Here is a 17,544-nt window from a genome sequence, read left to right on the forward strand (position 1 = left end):
AATTTTTACTACTAGAAAGCTTGGTAAACAAACCCTCAAAAAGATAGAAGCAGTTTACTGGAATCTACAGGTAGCAGGAGTCATCAGTGTAAACCCCAATAGTAGACATTTAGATATAGAGTTAGATAAACCGTTTGATAATGAAGATGAAAATATAACTAGAGATTTTTCAGAGGAAACTACTTCAAAACACTACCAAAATTGGCAATCACAACAGCCTATAGAATCTCCCTCCGTAGCTAGAACACTGGAGCAAAGAAAAATTCGTCAAACATTTCTGAAGTTGGCTGAAATCTTTCCCCACAACCATTCTTTGACTCCTTTAACTGACCAAGGTGTTTCATCCACATGGATGTTAGGTTGTGTCTGTTTTACCCAATTACTTAATTCAATAATGCTTGGTTCAATCGCTTGTTGGATTCGTTCATTAGTTGCGACTAACGTTCCTAGCCCAATCTCAACTTGCCCTAATTCCCACAACATTTCTTGCTGTTTTTCATAAGGCATGTGTGCATAATTGTTTACCCATCCTAAGAACGCTTGTAATCTAACTCCTAAATCTTGTCCGGGAACGATATCTGGCGACCATGAGGCTGTTTGTACATTTCCACAACATTCACACACGCAGGTATGGCGTTGATATTCCACTATTTCAATGGGACGTTCTACCAATTGCGCTACCGAGTGTTTTTCTACCTTCACTGCCACACTCGCAAATGCTTTGTGGCCACAACAGATACAATCATTTGGACGTAAGATTTCATAACGATCTACTTTCCCAAAACCTTTACGCGTTTTTCCCTGATGTCCTGGCTGCCCGCCTGGTTTTCTTTTGGGATGATTTGATTCCTCTTGGGGGGGAGCTTTTTTGTTTTCGCTTTTTTTCAGAATGTCCCCAGATGGTGGTTTCGATGAAGTCTTGCTGTCCAAATCTCTGCTGACTTTTAACTGTTCTACTTCTTGCTGTAGTTCTAAGATTATTTTCTGTAAATCACGTATTACCTTACTCTGCTCAATGATGATATCTACCAGTTCTTCTTTTGATAACTGGTTCAAGCTTTCTCGATCTAATTCTTGAGGCAGGTTTTGGTTCATATTTGCGATATTCCCCCTCAAGTGTCCCTTTTGTCAATACCCTGCCACCTGAATCCTTACGAAAAATCTAATAACGCCTCTACTAATCCCTCCAATTGCTCAATAGATAATTCTCGAATTCGTTCAATCAACGCTGCATCAATTTCACCAAAACGGCGATTTAGTAGACGTATAATTAAATCTTGTTGCCCTTCAAGTTTTGCTCTTTCGCGGTCTTGCTGATAAAGTGGTTCTAATCTCATAATTAACTCTCTATCATCTGATTCTAAATTTTGATTAACTCTTAAATTCTGGCGCAGGTTGTAAACTAATTCTAGCGTTGCTTGCCTGTATGGGTGATTCAATGGTAATGCTGATAATTCTACAATTGCCTGTGACTGCACGCTCCCCCTGCCAAGAATTCTTAGCCACAACGTTTCTGGTGTTTGCGGTAGTTGATGTATAGCTACAATTGCTGTCCGTAGAGCATCACCTAAAAAGTATACTCCTGACAACCACCCCGATTTCTGATTAACATTAAAGCTCGATAGTATTGCTGGGGATGCAGTTGGACTAAGAACCCATAGTTTCGGAATATCTGACTCTTGGAGTCTGGTTTTATTCGCTTTAGCATCTCGCCGTAATCCAGCTTTTACTTCTAATAATTTTTGAATACAATCGCAAATTTCATCACTAGAAGCTGCATTGCGAAATGGTGAGCCAGCGCGGTCTTGGGGGTTTCCCCCATGAGCGACTGGCGAACCCGTAAGGGTTCTAATATAGCCGGAAATTCGGCAAATCTTCCAAGTAGCCCTAGCACTTCTAAATTAGAGCTTTGCTGAGAATAAGGAGTAAATAGCACATCAATTTCTTTGATCTCTCCTGATATTTTTGATGATGACTTTACTTCCCCATAAGGTTTTAACAGTTCTTCTAGATAATATACGAGCAAATTCGTCATGTACAAATCGAGTCATTCAATTTAGTTGATTTGAAATTAATTTGAAGTGATTAATAATATTTTATCTTGATTTACAACCCATTTTAATCATATCTGAAAGGCTGGAAGAGGCTAAAGCTGAAAATGCACTACTGAGCCACACTGTACAAGGCGATGCGAGAGCTAAGTCATCAGCGATCGCGGTCGTTCATGTCAGCACAAAGTTATTCATCCTCATCTTCCTCCTTTTCATAATCTGCATAATCTGCATAGTCTTTCCCGTGTTGTTCATACCACAAACGTTCTTCTTCTTGAGCCGCCTCTCGCTGTATCCTTTTCCGCTCTGCCATCTCTGCTTCTAGGCGTTCTTGCTCTAATTTCTGCTTCTCAAACCGCTCTCTCAAAAGCTTTTCTCGCTCTTGGGTTTCTTGCTCTACCCTCTCCCTCTCAAGTTTGATTAATCGCTGCTCAACTCGTCCACAGTAAAAATCTAATGCTTTACCCGTCGCCGCTCCGGTAACTGTACCACCCACTAGAAAGATGAGTCCGGTTCTCCAGCCTTCAATTGGGCCACCGCTCCACTGCAAACTTTTTTGATTAAACCATACCAGCACAGAAAAGACAGAAATTCCAATTACCGTATTGATGAGCGCAAAAATTCTTGGTGTCATCTCAGTCTGACGGAGAATTAGCCACTGCCCCAGCCAGAGTATTGCACCAAAAATCACCGCAGCGATCGCCTCCGGCGCGCGGGTACGCGATCGCACTCATGACCAAATGATCTGGATATCTGAACGGATCTAATGCCATGTTAATGATCAATGGCACAAATATCAGCAGACAGAGCAAAAAGCCAATGAATAAGCCAGCAACACTTATCAGGCTCCAGTAACGACCGAGATAACCAAGGCGGAATTCCAATATCCATTCTTGTACTGGGAGCATTGTGACGTAAAATGCCATTGCCGCACTGACGTAATCGAGCATTGGACTAAGTTGACTCTATGTTTAGCGTGTTTGGCATCACCATGCCAGAACGGACAAGGCAAGATATTAATAATCTAAGACGAATTGAAGCGATTATTACTGAAAGGTTTTCTTACTCCCCGCGATCGCGCCTAGAAAGGGATTCGTCTTTTCAGTGGTTATCAGGTATCAGAAGTACTAGCACTCTAGACAACTGATATTAAATCTGGTGCTATCACAATTAGCAAGTCTACCACCAAAGGTAAGCATAAAATAAATCCGGCGTTTAGGCATAGTCATGCTACCCATGTTATAGATGAAGGTGTTCCAGCGCATTTGGCTCAGGCTACTTTGGGGCATACAAGTTTGGATACCACGAGTAAATATCTGCACGTTAGCTCTAATAGAAGTTCTGGAGAGGCTTTAGTTAAGCGATGGTCTGAGCCATTTTAATTAGCGATCGCTTTTTGGGGCAGTGCGGGACGCAATCGCCCAAACCGATTATCTATGTATGACAAAGCCCAAGTTTGATATCAAAACTTAGTGAAACCAAAAATACTAAGTATTTTCTGTATGCTACATTGTTTTAAACTGCATTAATAAAAACAAGTATGATTTGAGTCTGTTTAGCTGTACAAAAAACATACAGGGCAATCCTAGTCAATAATTTTTAAGAAAAAATGTATTTTTAATCACTATAAGCACATTAATTGCTTCAGTGCTTATGGCATCATTTAGCTATGTAATCAATATTGTAGTATTAGATTTTACATTTTATACAAAATTATCTGAGTTAAAGACTTGTATCGTAAATCTGATTAACACTAGAGAGTATATTTAATGGAAGAAAGACAAAAAATCACTAAGTTTAACGGAATATCAAAGTGGTTATCTAACTCAGTTAGTGAATCGGAAGATAAGCGGTACACACATCGTCTGCTCAGAGAAGATAAAAGCCAACGAGATATAATTATCAATGAATTAATATTAATTGTTCAAAAAGCCCATGAAGATGCTCGATATCGTCTTCATAAATTAGCAGGAAATTCTCTCACTCCATTTGGGGATTTTTCAGACAACGATCCAAGCTATGGCTATCCTGATCGTCTTAATATTATATCCCTTCAGGGTTATTTTGGAGAGATATTTTCAGGAATCATTGCTGAAAATTTTGCTCCTTTTGGGCGGCATGATTGGGAAGTTCCTACTTTTCTTTTTCGATTTCATCTAGTTGAGTTTCAGCATTTAGAATTTCTAAATCAAACTGAAGAGATTGCAAAAAAGCGACCTGGACGTACAGGCGATGATTGTCTTGCTTTTCTACGTAACAGCGAAGGAGTAATTATTGCTTCTCTAGTTTGTGAAGCTAAATGCACAACTAATCATTACACAAAAATGATAGCTGAAGCACATAAAAAGGCAAGTGAACCACATATAAAGCCTGTTGATATCCCACAAATAATTGAGATTTTGGGTGATTACGATGATCCTTTTTCATCTGAATGGGTTGATTCTCTAAGAGTTTTATGGCTAGAAAAAAAAGTTGATAAAAATTATGAACGCTGCGATTTAATTAGTTATATTTGTGGTGAACATCCTGTCAGAAATCCCACATGGATATCTCCCGAAAAACCACACGAACAATATACAGCAGGAAGAAGACTCGAAGCAGTTGAAATTCATCTTCATGAAGTTGAGAATCTGGTTACAAGTGTCTATAGTCAGCCAGTAATTGCAACACATTCAGTAAATATTTCTACTCAGACAGTTCAACAACCAGATGATTCAGAGTTTGCTTTTGCAACCTCTGATGTCATAGTAGAGGGTGAAGTTCTGCAAAATGAGATGACTCAACCAAGTAACGAAGTCATTGCTTTAGCGAAAGAACTACAAAACAGTCTGGCAGGTAGCAGACTAACACCAGCAATTGCAAAACTTTATAGCCAACATACCAGACTTCGCGCAGGAGGAAAGGGATTAACTGGGTGGCGAGAAGATGAAGCAGGTGAAAGATTAAATGATGCTATGCGCCTTATTGAGGCTGCATTTATCCAGCGACAAACTGGAGATACTAACTGGCGTAATGGAATGCTACGGGCTGGTGAGTTATTTGAATGGCTATCTCATCCCCAACTAAACCCGGATATTTTACCAATTCGTTTACTTGCAGCAGCTGTGTATGAACTTGCTGGTTATCCTGCTAGGGCTGCGGGTTTACTCAATGAAGATATAAGTGAGGGAATAGAGTCAGAAATTCTACGTTCTTTGCTAAAAGCTGATTTCCCCAGTTTATTGCAACAACTGACAGAATATTGGGCAACTGCAACATCATCAAATTTCCAAACTGAAACAAGTCTTCTTTGGGATGAGACTGATACAGCTGCTGACAGATTTAACAAGTTGATTGTTAAAGAAACTGCTAGTTCTTTAGGAATTTTATGTGCCAAAATGCGCTGGGGAAATGAACCAAGATTAGAAAAAGCTATTGAAAAGCTTTCTGCTATTGCTAAGGTGCTTCTTCATGGACATGACACTTATTCTTGGCTTTTAGGTAAGTTATGTGCTGAAGTTGCTTATGTATATATAGAAACTTCTCTACGATATCATTTAGAAGCACTTTCTCAGATGATTACCCCAAGTGGTAAAACTTTCTTGGAACGTTATTTACGTCAAAGTTATCAAAAGTGTAAAACTTTAGCATGGCGTTCTCAAATTTGTGGAATTGAACGACTAGCAACAGCAGAATCATTTGCTCTTTGTACCCCTACGGGTTCAGGAAAAACAACAATAGCTGAAATCGCTATTCTGCAAAGTTTGTTCTTTGAAACAACAAATTATAACGAATTAAGTAACTCGGCCCCTTTAGTAATTTACTTAGTGCCAAGCAGAGCGCTTGCTACAGAAGTTGAATCAAATTTGTCTCGTGTTTTAAAGCGCTCTACTAATAACAATGTCATAGTTACAGGTTTATATGGAGGTACTGACTGGGGCCCAACAGATGTATGGCTGACATCAGAACAGCCAACAGTTTTAATTTGCACTTATGAAAAAGCAGAAGCTTTGATGAAATTTTTAGGGTCTCTATTTATCCGTAGAGTATCGCTTATTGTACTTGATGAAGCCCATGCAGTTCAATTTGATGGTAATAAAGATTCTTTGCAAAAAGCTGAGAATAGATCCTTACGCTTAGAGTCATTAAGTGCAAGACTGTTTACTTATATAGAACAAAATAATAGCCGAATTATTGCACTATCCGCTGTTGCATCAGAAACAGAAGGTGCTTTAGCAAGCTGGATAGAAAATTCAACTAACGCTAGTCCAGCAAAGACAAATTACAGAAGTACGCGTCAACTAATAGGTCGTCTTGAATGCCTGCCAGGAAAAGGATTTGAAATACGCTATGACTTACTTGATGGTAGAAGATTAGAATTTCAAGAAGGTGGTCAAGCTGACACACCTTTTATTCCAAATCCTTTTCCGACATATCCTCCTGTGCCAAAAGGTAAAAAAGAAGGAGTTGAAAAGAGGTTACGCCCTTATCTTTTCTGGGCAGCTATGCACTTAGCTGCACCAGATGAAAAAGGACAAAGACGTGCTGTTCTTATTTCAGTCACACAGCACCCTGGCGGTTATGCTGAAGACTTTCTGAATTTTTTGAAAATCTGGTCGCAAATAGAAATACCTTCATTTTTTCAAGAACCTATAGAGCCAGAAAAACTTAAGATTTGGCAAAAGTGTTTACGTTCATGTGAAGATTATTTCGGTATTAAATCTCGTGAGTATAAGCTGTTAGAGAAAGGAATTATAGTACATCATGGAAAAATGCCAGGATTGATGGCTCGATTACTTATCGATGTCATAGATGAAAAAATTGTACATTTAGTTTTAGCAACGTCAACTCTTTCCGAAGGGGTTAATCTTCCTTTTGAAACAGTATTAATTCCAAGTTTAAGGCGTGGTACGGGAGAACTAAATATTCGTGAATTTGGTAATTTAGTTGGTCGATCTGGAAGACCTGGATTTGGCACAGAAGGACGTAGTTTAGTATTACTTAGTAATGCATCGACAGATTGGAGTGACAAAGAAGCACGTAAAAGATACTTATCTTTGATAGGAGAATTAGAGAATCAAACACAGGCAATTAACCCAAATGCAAATCCTCTAAGTCCTATAGCAGAATTACTGCTACGTTTGGAAGAACAATGGCAGCTAATTTCTAGTTCTAATAGACAGGAGAATTTTTTAACCTGGCTGGAAAAAACTGCACCGCTTGACTCTGGCAATAATCTTTCTGATGCACAATTATCAGCTATTGAAACTTTAGATTCGCTGGATAGTATTTTACTGTCTGCAATTGTTGAAATTGAACAGCTAGCAGCTAATGATTTAAGTCCTAATGAATTGGAGGAGCAACTGCAAAAAATTTGGCAACGAAGCTTTGCTCATTATGCTAGCCGCGAACAAGAAAGATTAGAAAATTTATTTATCAGGCGAGGTAGGGCACTAAAAACAGAAATATATAAAGATTTGTCACAGCGTCGGCGCTTGTATCGCACTAGTTTACCACCACGTGATGGAAATCAGCTTTTAACTCTCTATTCTAGACTTAAAGAACAATTAGCAGTCGGTGGAGATTATGCTATTTGGACAGTAGAAGAACGCTTTAATTATATTCAAAATATAGTTAGTATTTTGACCAGTTTATCGAAGTTCAAACTGATTAACCCATCAGGAAAGGTTACTTGGAATGAAATATTACGCTGGTGGCTTGACCCTACTAAAGCAATTAAAAAACCGAAACCGACTCAAATTTCAAATTGGCATTCATATATTAGTCAAAATTTTGGATATAGATTCAACTGGGGCTTAGGAAGTGTTATTGCACTAGCAATAGATGAAGCTTTTGGCGGTGAGTTAGTTGAATCATCCCTTGAAAACTGGTCACAAACTGGGCTACCTTGGATTGTTTTCTGGATGAAAGAACTTATTGTATGGGGAACTTTAGATCCAGTAGCCGCATACTTGCTTGCTAAAGTAGAAGATGTAACAACTCGTAAACAAGCTGAAGAATTAGCGCAAACTTACTATGACTACATTAGCGAAAGAGAAACAGAAGCCAATGAATATCTTAATGCAATCAATATCAAAAATTGGGTAGAGCAATCATTTTCTAATGTTGAACGACATTTACCAACTCCTAAACCTCCTAATCGAATTAACGTCAATCTGCTTAGAGATTTCAGTAAGGCTCCAAGTAAAAATTGGAGAGTAGTACCAGTAGAAATTGGGGATGATATTCAATGGTTTGATTTAGCAGGATTTTCACTAGCAATTTGCCAAAAGCCTGAAAAGTGGCAGTCTGATTTTTTAAACACTTATGATTTCATGCTTGATGCAGAAAATCGAGTAGTTTCATCAAAGAGTTATATTTGACTAAAGTGGATGCCTAAGCTAGCTATGTCGCGCCAAAAGCCTTACTCAAGTGCGAATTTCTCCATGTAGCCGAATGAATATGCTCAACTAACCGTTTAGTTTCACCACCAGCTAATTCTAGTTCCTTAAGATTGCTCACCTCACCAAAACAAACAATTTCTTTACCCTACTAACGGCGGTATTCAGCAAATTAGGTTTACGATAAGGAACCAAAAACTATGCTCCTGATGGCACTGATAAGGAAAGAAAATGATCGCTGCTTTCTCTGCCCCTGAAAGGTGTAAACTGTGCCAATATCATTCCAAGAAAAGTTTTGCCAACGCTTCGTGAGTCGATACCTCAGCACGTTGGCTTGCTGCGAAAACGGCGATATCATCCCAATTGTCTTTGATTTGTCGGTAACACCAAAGTCATAGCCCTGTATTTTCTTCTAAGTCCTAGTTTTGATATGTAAGGTTACTTAATATTTGTCAGCGTCTCTAGTTGTACCAGCAGTTTTTCTATCTGCTTACGCTTCTTCGGATCTGACCAAATACGCAATTTTCTGAGTTTGCTAGTCGTAGCAGTAAAGCGTTCTTCGTAATTGTCAGACTCGGTGTTTAGGGTAGATTGGATAAATCTTATCACTAATGCGCTGTCTGATTTTCCTTAAAGACCAGTTGTTAGCAATAGCTTATTCTAAAAATTCAACACGCTCCAAAGTATATCGAATCTGGGCAATCACTCCTAGTACTCTTGGACTTTATCGATTAGAGTAATTTCAGTATTAGTTTGGAGCAAGCTGTCTGTGTTTAATATCAAATTCGTAATATATAGCTCCCAGGACAGGTCTGGCGGAAAATTTTGCTGATAAATCTGGAGAGTTAAAAGAGGTGTTTTTAAAGTTTTAATACATAGCAATGTATACAGTTGATGTTCCACAATGTAAATTAAACGGGATTTAAAAATGGAATTTGATAAGATAAAAGAACTAATTAAAGAACAGAAAATCCAAGCCATAACTATAGATACATCAATTTTTGATGCTGAGGGCTTAAAGCTAGAATCAGGGTTACTTAAGCAGTTAGAGCAGTTTAATAATACATCTATAAAATTTATAATTTCTGAAGTTGTTAAAAATGAGCTTCTCAACCATTTAGAAGATAAAGCAAAATCTGCATATACAGATATTGACAAAGGTTTAAAAGCCGCCCAAACATATTGTCAACTTCAAGATGATATTGATGAAATAAAAAAATTGATTTTTAAAGGGCGAACTCCACGAGATACTGCTTACGATCGTTTAAATAGCTTTATAAAAATCACATCTTTGAAAATAATCAAAGTTCAGGGCTACGTACAGGTTTCTGAATTGTTAAGCAAATATTTTAGAAGTGAACCACCATTTGCAGTTGTAGGTAAAAAGAAGAATGAGTTTCCTGACGCTATGGCTTTAATATCTCTTGAGTCATGGGCTAAAAAATACAAGACAAAAGTTTTAGTGATTTCACAAGATAATGATTGGAAACAGTATTGTACTCATTCCGAAAATCTTATCCTTATTAACGATTTGTCAAAATGTTTTGAGCTATTTCAAGAAGTACGTTCTTATTCTATATGTAGACAGTTATCAAAAAAATATTATCAAGGAAATATTGATTTTATCAAAAATGCAATCACTAATGTATTAAAAAACAAAATTTATGATCTGAATATTCATATAGAAGCTAGTTCATCTTACCAATATGAAGATGAAATCACGGACATTAGCCACGAAAAAAATGAATTTAAGATTATCAAAAAACCTGATATTATTTTCAGACCCATTAATTTTAATAAAGATACTTTAGTGATTGAGGCTGAGTTGAGTGTTGATATTAGTATTGAATGTAACTTTTACTTTACGACTTGGGATTCTATAGATCGAGAGGATGTTGGAATAGGAGCTAATACTATTAACAAGGAACAAAGCTTAGATATAACTGTTTTAGTAACCTTAATAGATGAATCTGGAAAATTTGACGAAAATATAGAAGTGCATGAGGTTGAAATAACAACAACAGGAATAACAATTGATTTTGATTATATTGAGCCAGATTGGAGAGATGAAGGTGATGATGAATAAATGAAATAGTTAGCCGATGTCAGATTTATTTATTGCTTTATCAAAATAATGTAGTTAAACCTTGAAGCGGAAGTCACGTTAATTGCGGAAGAGTGAGAAGCGATCGCCACCTGTTGTTCACTGCCAGTGACCTTATCGTTGGGGTCAATCGTCCCCGCTAAAGTCTGACTACCTTGTAGATAGAACGTTTTCATCTCCCGCAGTTGCTTAATGTAATCTGCCTTCTGTTCTTCAGTTACCCCAGCCGTTTGCGCTTCAAAAATAGCCTCGGATGCTTCCAATTGCGTAACTTCTAATACCTTTGGGCACCGAGCAATCGCGCTTTTATTGATTAATCTGGCACTGAATAGCTTACAGTGCTAGCGTACAGTTCCCTTTTTAGCACGATGATGCTTATTTACACAAGTTTCTGTGTGATAGCTCAAGCATCCAGGCTTAGGCACTCGCGTTGCGAGGAATAGAGTGAAAATTCTCTTCTGCAATACATCCAAATGAATCCGAAACAATTAGAATACTCCATTTTTGAAGCTGTCTCTGACGCGATTACAAGAGTTTAGACCAGTGAAGAAAAAGAGTTTATTCAGAACAATTCAGAGCTACAAAATAAATTTGAACAATGGCTAAATAAAACATTTAAGTGATACTTGTTGACATCCAGAAAACTATAGAATAGTCCGAGACTTAAGCACCTCTTCAAGCTTCAGTCAACCCATGAATTTCTTTGAAGATATTCCTTTTTCAAATTTCTTGTATGCGTCTGGCACTTGATTACGAGGCTGGTAACGCTTCGCGTAACTTTTGTGAACATTACAAAAATTTCGGAGAAATACAATGGATATTCAATCAACACTTACCCAAGCTATTGAAGTTATTGTGATGAGCTTTGTTGCTCTGATGATTTTCGATTTTATTGACGGACTTTATGTTGTGCCATTACCATCTATTGCAATTGCACAATCCAATACCAGTTCCAAATCCACAGTAACAGCAACTCAATTTGAGCCACTATCTAACACTGAACAACTAGTAGTCGAACCTCAACAAATCTCCTTCGTTACATCACAATTTGAGGAAATTTCTGACCCCTGGACATTAGAGCTAGAGCCTCACAACAGTTCTACCGAAATTCAACCAGTTGTACTCCCATTCCCCTCACTAAGGCTGCTACCGCCAGCAACAGGAGTACAACCGAAATCTAAGGCTAAAACCGCCAAGAAATCTACTCCCCTCAAAGGCAAAACTACCAAAACTTCTAAGACTACTGCAAAAGCGACATCTACTAAGGCTCCACGAAAATCCGCAAGACCACGCAAGCAGTCGGCTTAAGTAACTTTGTTGGTTTTCGTGGAGCTTCGACACAGACACCTATTAAAGGAGCGATCGCTATTCTGAAAACGTGATCGCTTTTTTGTCATTTCAACGTGAGCATCCCACAGAAATCAACATCTTGCGATTGAAGTCTACTTTGATTGCCGCTCGCTGTACGAATCTTCCTGTGCAGTATCGGCTACGCCAATTTTTTGTGAAAATCAATACTATATACAGTCATGGTCAGCCTAATCGCTACACAAGGATGTCTCTTCGACCTGCAAACAGTTCTGGACTACGGGCAATCTGTTGTGAACGTTGCCCAAGAACTTGTTAAATTATTAATTGAAAATCGTCCTATCTCCACAAAAACTGTTTCTACCCAGATGAATCGTTACTTCAACGGCACGGCGGCACAGGGGAAGTGGCAGTGGAAGGACGGATACGAAGCCCTTGAGGTGGCGTTAATCTTGTACTTGCGGCAAAAGGGGCTGTCAGATAATCCCTTAGAACAACTGCGACGGCTTGAGTTGCTCTGCCCCACGCATACCCGCCGCAGCGAGGAGCAATTAAAACTTCAGCAGTTCTCGACTCCGCTACCCCTAGCGTACTTAGTAGCATTGGCAGGACAAATCACAAACAATGACCTGACGCTTGAACCATCAGCTGGTACTGGGATTTTAGCCCAGTTTGCTAAACTTCAAGGTGCAAGTTTGATGCTCAACGAGCTAGCCGACGACAGAGCGAAGATTCTGCGACGATTGTTCCCTGGCGTTCCCTTATTCTCTGTGAATGCCGAACAGATTAATGACTATCTGGCAGGCAAGACTCAACCATCTGTAGTGCTGATGAATCCGCCATTCTCATCATCACCCAAGATTAGCGATCGCAATCCCGACGCAACAAAGAACCACATCAACTCGGCATTGCAAAGACTGGCTGACGGTGGACGGCTGGTAACAATCACAGCCAATTGGTTCTCTCCCAATAATCCTACTTGGCGAGAGACTTTTGTTAAGTGGCAGGATTTTGCGCGAGTTCTCCTGTCTGTTGGGGTCAGTAGCAAGGTGTACTCCAAACACGGGACGACGATGGAAACCCGAATTACAGTAATCGATAAAGTCCCAACTGATAATCACAGTGACATTCCCTGTATTTCCGAAACCTTGGACTTGCCTGAACTGCTGGCGTTGATTGAGCAGTTACCTGAGCGATCTCCGTGGGAACGCTCAGAAAAAGTTAAAACTGCTGCGAAGGCAATTGTTGTTCAATTGCCAAAACGTACTACAGTTGTACAACCAGAAACAGTTTCCTCTCTTCCAGACGACCTAATAGTGCTGGAATATGAGGTTATCGAGTGGACGGCTAGTGAGGGATTGAAAGATACCCTATACGAAACCTATCGCCCACAGCGAATCCGAATAAAGGACGCTTTACCTCATCCCTCGCTGCTTTGCGAAAGTGCAGCCCTAGCACTTGTGTCACCACCAGCACCAACTTATAAACCGCATCTTCCTAGCAACATTATCACACAAGGCTTGTTGTCAGAGGCACAACTTGAAAGCGTTATTTACGCAGGTCAAGCGCATTGTGAATTTCTGTCTGGGTCTTATATTGTGGATGATTCGTGGGATAACGTGACTGTTGCGGCTCAGGGCGAAGAAAACGCCGTTAGATTTCGCTGTGGCTGGTTTCTTGGCGATGGAACGGGTGCCGGTAAGGGTAGACAATGTGCAGGAATCATCCTCGACAACTGGTGTCAGGAACGAAGAAAAGCAATCTGGGTATCTAAAAGTTCTGCCTTAATTGAAGATGCCCGTAGGGACTGGTGTGCGCTTGGAGGTAGTGAAAAAGATATCATTGACCTGGGCAACATCAAACTTGGCGACCCCATCCCTTTCACCCAAGGGATTCTGTTCTGCACGTACTCAACTCTACGTTCTCAAAAGAACGGTAAAAGTCGGCTTAAGCAAATCGTTGAATGGGCAGGTAAGGATTTTGAGGGTACTATCTCCTTTGACGAGTGCCACAGCATGGGTAACGCAATGGCTCAAGAGGGTAAACTCGGTATGGTTGCAGCATCCCAGCAAGGCATTGTTGGGCTGCGGTTGCAAAACGCATTACCGCAGGCACGGGTTATCTACGTTTCTGCGACTGGAGCGACAAAGGTTTCCAATCTATCTTATGCAAATCGTCTAGGGCTTTGGCAAACCGGCGACTTTCCGTTTAGCTCCCGTGAGGATTTTGTGGAATCCATTGAGGGCGGTGGTATCGCTGCGATGGAAGTGGTCGCCAGGGATTTGAAAGCGTTGGGTCTGTATCTGGCACGATCACTCAGTTTTGAAGGGGTCGAATACCATACCCTAGAAATTGACTTAACGCCAACCCAGGAAAGGATTTATGATGCTTATGCTGACGCTTTCAAAATCATCCATAACAATTTATACAAAGCGTTGGAAGCCTGTAACATCACTGGCGCAAAAACTTATAATCGTGCGGCTAAGATGTCCGCAATGTCACAGTTTGAGTCTCATAAGCAGCGATTCTTTAACCATCTACTTACAGGGATGAAATGCCCACAGTTAATCAAAGCAATTGAACAGGATTTAGCTCACGGTCACGCGGTTATTGTTCAGATTGTTTCAACTAACGAAGAATTGCTCAAACGACGACTTGATGAAGTTTCAGCAGAAGAATGTCACGATCTCAATCTGGATCTAACTCCCCGTGAGTACTTGATGGACTATTTGTTGTGTGCGTTTCCCGTTCACCTCCATTCCATTCATTCAGGTGAAGACGGGGAAGAACGCTCCGAACCTGCTTTTGATGCTGATGGTTCGCCCATCATTTCACAAGTTGCACTTGGGTTACGTTCGGCGCTAGTTGAGAGATTAGCAAGCCTTGACCCCATCCCTGGAGCTTTGGAGCAATTACTTTGGCATTTCGGACACAAACAAGTTGCTGAAGTAACTGGACGCAGTAAACGGGTGTTGAAGGACGAAGCTGGGCGCTTATTTGTCGATTCACGAAGTTCTGGTGCGAATATTGCTGAAACCACTGCATTTATGTCCGACCAGAAGCAAATCCTCATCTTCTCTGACGCTGGCGGCACAGGTCGTAGCTACCATGCAGATTTGAACGCCATCAACCGTAGAAGGCGATCGCACTACTTACTTGAAGCTGGTTGGAGGGCAGATAATGCGATTCAAGGTCTGGGGCGCTCACACCGGACTAATCAGGCTTCTGCACCAATATTCCGCCCAGTCACGACCAACGTAAGAGGTGAACGTAGATTTATTTCCACCATTGCCCGACGTTTGGATAGCCTGGGCGCACTCACCCGTGGACAAAGGCAGACTGGAGGAAACGGCATATTCTCACCCCAAGATAACCTAGAGTCACAGTACGCCGAACACGCTTTGTATGAGCTATTTAAGCAAATTTTCCAAGGTAGGTTTGCTGAAGTTCCATTAGGCACTTTTGAGCAGATGACAGGTTTATCGCTCACTTCCCACGAAGGCGGCATGAAGATTGATCTTCCACCCCTGCGTCAATTCCTCAATCGACTGCTGGCTTTGAAGATTGGAATGCAGAATATCATTTTCGAGAGGTTCGAGTTGCTGTTAAGTCAGCAAATCGAAACAGCGATCGCTCAGGGGATTTTTGAACAAGGTGTTGAAACTCTTCGGGCTGAACGCTTTACGGTTGTTAGCACAGAGACTGTTTATACTCATCCGGTTAGTGCTAGTACTACCAATTACTTGAAAATCGAACGAGTTCAAAAGGCTGACATCAAAACTGGTATTGAAGCGGTGGATTTAGCGACAAACTACCGGGGACAGCTAATGGTAAATGATAAGTCTAATAAGGCGGCTGTCTGCATTCCCACACACAGCATCTTTGACGATAATGGTGGAGTTGTACCAAGGGTTTTGTTGGTACGACCACAAAAAGAAACTCGCGTACCTCAAGAAAAGTTACAAGCCTCTCAATGGAGGGAAGTTTCAGTAAACGAGTTCGTCGCAGCTTGGTCTAAAGAAGTTGAAGAATTGCCCAAGTTTACTACTGATTATATTCATCTTGTAACTGGCATTCTTCTGCCAATTTGGAAAACCCTACCAAACAAAAACAATCGAGTATTTCGATTGCAAATCAGCAATGGGGAGAAAATTCTGGGGCGAGTGGTTGATGCTCAAGATATTCGTACTGTTGCAGAACAATTGGGTATGAAAAATAAGCTGCTTTCTCCAGAAGAATTAGTTTATTTGGTACTGAATGAGCGGTATTCAGAGCAATTACCCGGAGGTGTAACTTTGCGTTGTTCATTGGTTGCAAATGAGCGCCGTATTGAATTAGTTAATGCTTTATCGTTGGCTGACAGATTTGTGGCTGTTGGATGTTTCACCGAAATCATTCAGTGGAAAAAGCGAGTATTCATTCCAGCTAACTCTAAAGCGGCATCAATATTAGCTGCTGTGATTGAAATTCTGGGATGAAATTTGTAGCCACTTTTATCGAGTGGCTACTTTTTCGATTTGGCTATCCTACTTTCAACCCCAAGCAAATCCTTATAAACTTCATAATCTCGAAAAAGGTCTATAATCAAACTTCTAGTAAAAGCACAGTAAATCATATTTCCTCGTGCCTCGTACAAACCAAATGCTTTAAACAAATCTTTTTTAGCACCCTCAATATCACCCAGATGAAATCTGACTGTCCCTCGTCCACAGTATGCTTCTGCACAATCAGCATCCAAAGATAATACCTTTTCTAAATCAGAGAGTGAACTTTCTAATTCCCCGGATAAAAAATAAATATTCGCCCTATTTATATAGGCTGATAAACAGTTTGGGTCAAGTGAAATTACTTGATTGTAATCTAAAATAGCTGCTGGATTATCACCAGTTAGATTTTTATACGTATCAGCCCGATTTAGATAAGCTTGGACTAAATTTGGATTCAGGGCGATGGCTTTAGTGTAATCTTCAATCACCTTGGGGAATTCTGATTTATGACAGATTTTTGATCGAGCTAGTCCCCGATTATTATAAGCTTCAGCAAAGTTAGGATTCATTACTAATGCGTTATCGAAAAGTTGAATCGCATTCTCATATTTTTCAATTTGAAACTGAATCATCCCTATAGTATTGTGAACTTCCGCAAAATTAGGATAAAAATAAAGTGCATTTCTGAAGCACTCCATTACTCCAGATAAGTTTCCTGATAAGAGATGTTCCAATCCTTTTTCATACCACAGTTGCCCTTGTTCTATATCAATCTCTTCCATTAATTCCACCATATATTCTCTGTTGTAATTTATAATTACTGAAATATTCATCAACTCAGATATTTAGCCGAGTCAGTTAATTTATCTGTGCATTTCTAATTCTTGACTTTTATTTTTTGCTAAAATTTTATCTATTTGACTATTCGCGTCCTCAAAAGTTTGCAATATCTGTGGAGTTACTTTATTAGTCTTCACCTGACCAGATTGCAAGTTTAAAATTACCTCTCCATTTTTCTGTGAAATAGTTAAATCCCTCTGCTGGGTATTGAAAGCCAAGTCATAAATCTTTCCCAAAACTTGAGTACCATTTCCATCAGACTTACCCCAGACCATGCCAATCCTTTGAGCAATTTGAGTCAGCCGACTGATGGCTTCAAGCTCAAATGTATCTTTATTCATTACTGTCAACGCTTCGGCTGATAATTGCTCACC

The 17,544-nt window shown here is 39.9% G+C and carries 12 protein-coding genes and 3 pseudogenes; 6 read left to right on the plus strand and 9 right to left on the minus strand.

Features of this window, described 5'->3' with window-relative positions; all coding sequences use genetic code 11:
• Positions 1 to 279: 279 nt before the first annotated feature.
• The 4 genes and pseudogenes from ACWATR_RS34735 to ACWATR_RS34750 all read right to left on the minus strand — a co-directional run.
• Positions 280 to 1,095 (minus strand): annotated as a pseudogene (locus ACWATR_RS34735) (IS66 family transposase); the annotation flags it as partial.
• 56 nt (positions 1,096 to 1,151) lie between these two features.
• A pseudogene (locus ACWATR_RS34740) lies at positions 1,152 to 2,051 on the minus strand (DUF4351 domain-containing protein).
• Between the two features lie 187 nt (positions 2,052 to 2,238).
• Complete coding sequence (locus tag ACWATR_RS34745) at positions 2,239 to 2,781, minus strand: hypothetical protein (RefSeq protein ID WP_460343259.1); 543 nt, start codon at positions 2,779 to 2,781, stop codon at positions 2,239 to 2,241.
• Positions 2,687 to 3,001: a hypothetical protein gene (locus ACWATR_RS34750; RefSeq protein ID WP_460343262.1), complete on the minus strand. Its 315-nt coding sequence runs from the start codon at positions 2,999 to 3,001 to the stop codon at positions 2,687 to 2,689. Before ACWATR_RS34750 ends, ACWATR_RS34745 begins: the two co-directional genes overlap by 95 nt.
• Before the next feature lie 17 nt (positions 3,002 to 3,018).
• On the opposite strand from ACWATR_RS34750, the gene ACWATR_RS34755 reads away from it, so the two are divergent.
• The 3 genes from ACWATR_RS34755 to ACWATR_RS34765 all read left to right on the plus strand — a co-directional run bounded on the left by ACWATR_RS34755 (position 3,019) and on the right by ACWATR_RS34765 (position 8,413).
• On the plus strand, positions 3,019 to 3,198 hold the full coding sequence (locus ACWATR_RS34755; protein WP_460343265.1) for a hypothetical protein: 180 nt from the start codon (positions 3,019 to 3,021) through the stop codon (positions 3,196 to 3,198).
• Between the two features lie 55 nt (positions 3,199 to 3,253).
• Positions 3,254 to 3,433, plus strand: a complete 180-nt coding sequence (locus tag ACWATR_RS34760; protein WP_460343312.1) for a tyrosine-type recombinase/integrase — start codon at positions 3,254 to 3,256, stop codon at positions 3,431 to 3,433.
• Between the two features lie 387 nt (positions 3,434 to 3,820).
• Positions 3,821 to 8,413: a DEAD/DEAH box helicase gene (locus tag ACWATR_RS34765; protein ID WP_460343268.1), complete on the plus strand. Its 4,593-nt coding sequence runs from the start codon at positions 3,821 to 3,823 to the stop codon at positions 8,411 to 8,413.
• 196 nt (positions 8,414 to 8,609) lie between these two features.
• Here the strand turns inward: ACWATR_RS34765 and ACWATR_RS34770 are convergent, their stop codons facing one another.
• Together ACWATR_RS34770 and ACWATR_RS34775 are read right to left on the minus strand one after the other, a co-directional pair.
• Complete coding sequence (locus ACWATR_RS34770) at positions 8,610 to 8,837, minus strand: AAA domain-containing protein (RefSeq protein ID WP_460343315.1); 228 nt, start codon at positions 8,835 to 8,837, stop codon at positions 8,610 to 8,612.
• 32 nt (positions 8,838 to 8,869) lie between these two features.
• Positions 8,870 to 9,040 (minus strand): hypothetical protein, encoded by a 171-nt coding sequence (locus ACWATR_RS34775; protein WP_460343271.1) that lies wholly within the window; start codon positions 9,038 to 9,040, stop codon positions 8,870 to 8,872.
• A gap of 319 nt (positions 9,041 to 9,359) precedes the next feature.
• Here ACWATR_RS34775 and ACWATR_RS34780 point away from each other — a divergent pair, with 319 nt between their 5' ends.
• Positions 9,360 to 10,517 (plus strand): PIN domain-containing protein, encoded by a 1,158-nt coding sequence (locus tag ACWATR_RS34780; protein WP_460343274.1) that lies wholly within the window; start codon positions 9,360 to 9,362, stop codon positions 10,515 to 10,517.
• A 29-nt stretch (positions 10,518 to 10,546) separates the two neighbouring features.
• Here the strand turns inward: ACWATR_RS34780 and ACWATR_RS34785 are convergent, their stop codons facing one another.
• On the minus strand, positions 10,547 to 10,798 hold the full coding sequence (locus ACWATR_RS34785; protein WP_460343277.1) for a hypothetical protein: 252 nt from the start codon (positions 10,796 to 10,798) through the stop codon (positions 10,547 to 10,549).
• 550 nt (positions 10,799 to 11,348) lie between these two features.
• On the opposite strand from ACWATR_RS34785, the gene ACWATR_RS34790 reads away from it, so the two are divergent.
• Together ACWATR_RS34790 and ACWATR_RS34795 are read left to right on the plus strand one after the other, a co-directional pair.
• Entirely contained in the window at positions 11,349 to 11,843 is a 495-nt protein-coding gene (locus tag ACWATR_RS34790) for a hypothetical protein (protein ID WP_460343280.1), read from the plus strand.
• Positions 11,844 to 12,064: 221 nt separating this feature from the next.
• Complete coding sequence (locus ACWATR_RS34795; protein WP_460343283.1) at positions 12,065 to 16,321, plus strand: strawberry notch-like NTP hydrolase domain-containing protein; 4,257 nt, start codon at positions 12,065 to 12,067, stop codon at positions 16,319 to 16,321.
• A gap of 26 nt (positions 16,322 to 16,347) precedes the next feature.
• Here the strand turns inward: ACWATR_RS34795 and ACWATR_RS34800 are convergent, their stop codons facing one another.
• Both ACWATR_RS34800 and ACWATR_RS34805 read right to left on the minus strand, forming a co-directional pair.
• Positions 16,348 to 17,163, minus strand: coding sequence for a tetratricopeptide repeat protein (locus ACWATR_RS34800; protein WP_460343285.1), 816 nt, complete (start codon positions 17,161 to 17,163; stop codon positions 16,348 to 16,350).
• 30 nt (positions 17,164 to 17,193) lie between these two features.
• Positions 17,194 to 17,544: pseudogene (locus tag ACWATR_RS34805) on the minus strand (hypothetical protein); the annotation flags it as partial.

The organism is Nostoc sp. UIC 10890, from assembly GCF_054786515.1.

Bases quoted from the DNA above. Each gene is read 5' to 3' on its own strand.
- ACWATR_RS34750 (WP_460343262.1), bottom strand. From the start codon at position 3,001: ATGCTCGATTACGTCAGTGCGGCAATGGCATTTTACGTCACAATGCTC.
- ACWATR_RS34755 (WP_460343265.1), top strand. From the start codon at position 3,019: ATGTTTAGCGTGTTTGGCATCACCATGCCAGAACGGACAAGGCAAGAT.
- ACWATR_RS34765 (WP_460343268.1), top strand. From the start codon at position 3,821: ATGGAAGAAAGACAAAAAATCACTAAGTTTAACGGAATATCAAAGTGG.
- ACWATR_RS34780 (WP_460343274.1), top strand. From the start codon at position 9,360: ATGGAATTTGATAAGATAAAAGAACTAATTAAAGAACAGAAAATCCAA.
- ACWATR_RS34790 (WP_460343280.1), top strand. From the start codon at position 11,349: ATGGATATTCAATCAACACTTACCCAAGCTATTGAAGTTATTGTGATG.
- ACWATR_RS34795 (WP_460343283.1), top strand. From the start codon at position 12,065: ATGGTCAGCCTAATCGCTACACAAGGATGTCTCTTCGACCTGCAAACA.
- ACWATR_RS34800 (WP_460343285.1), bottom strand. From the start codon at position 17,163: ATGAATATTTCAGTAATTATAAATTACAACAGAGAATATATGGTGGAA.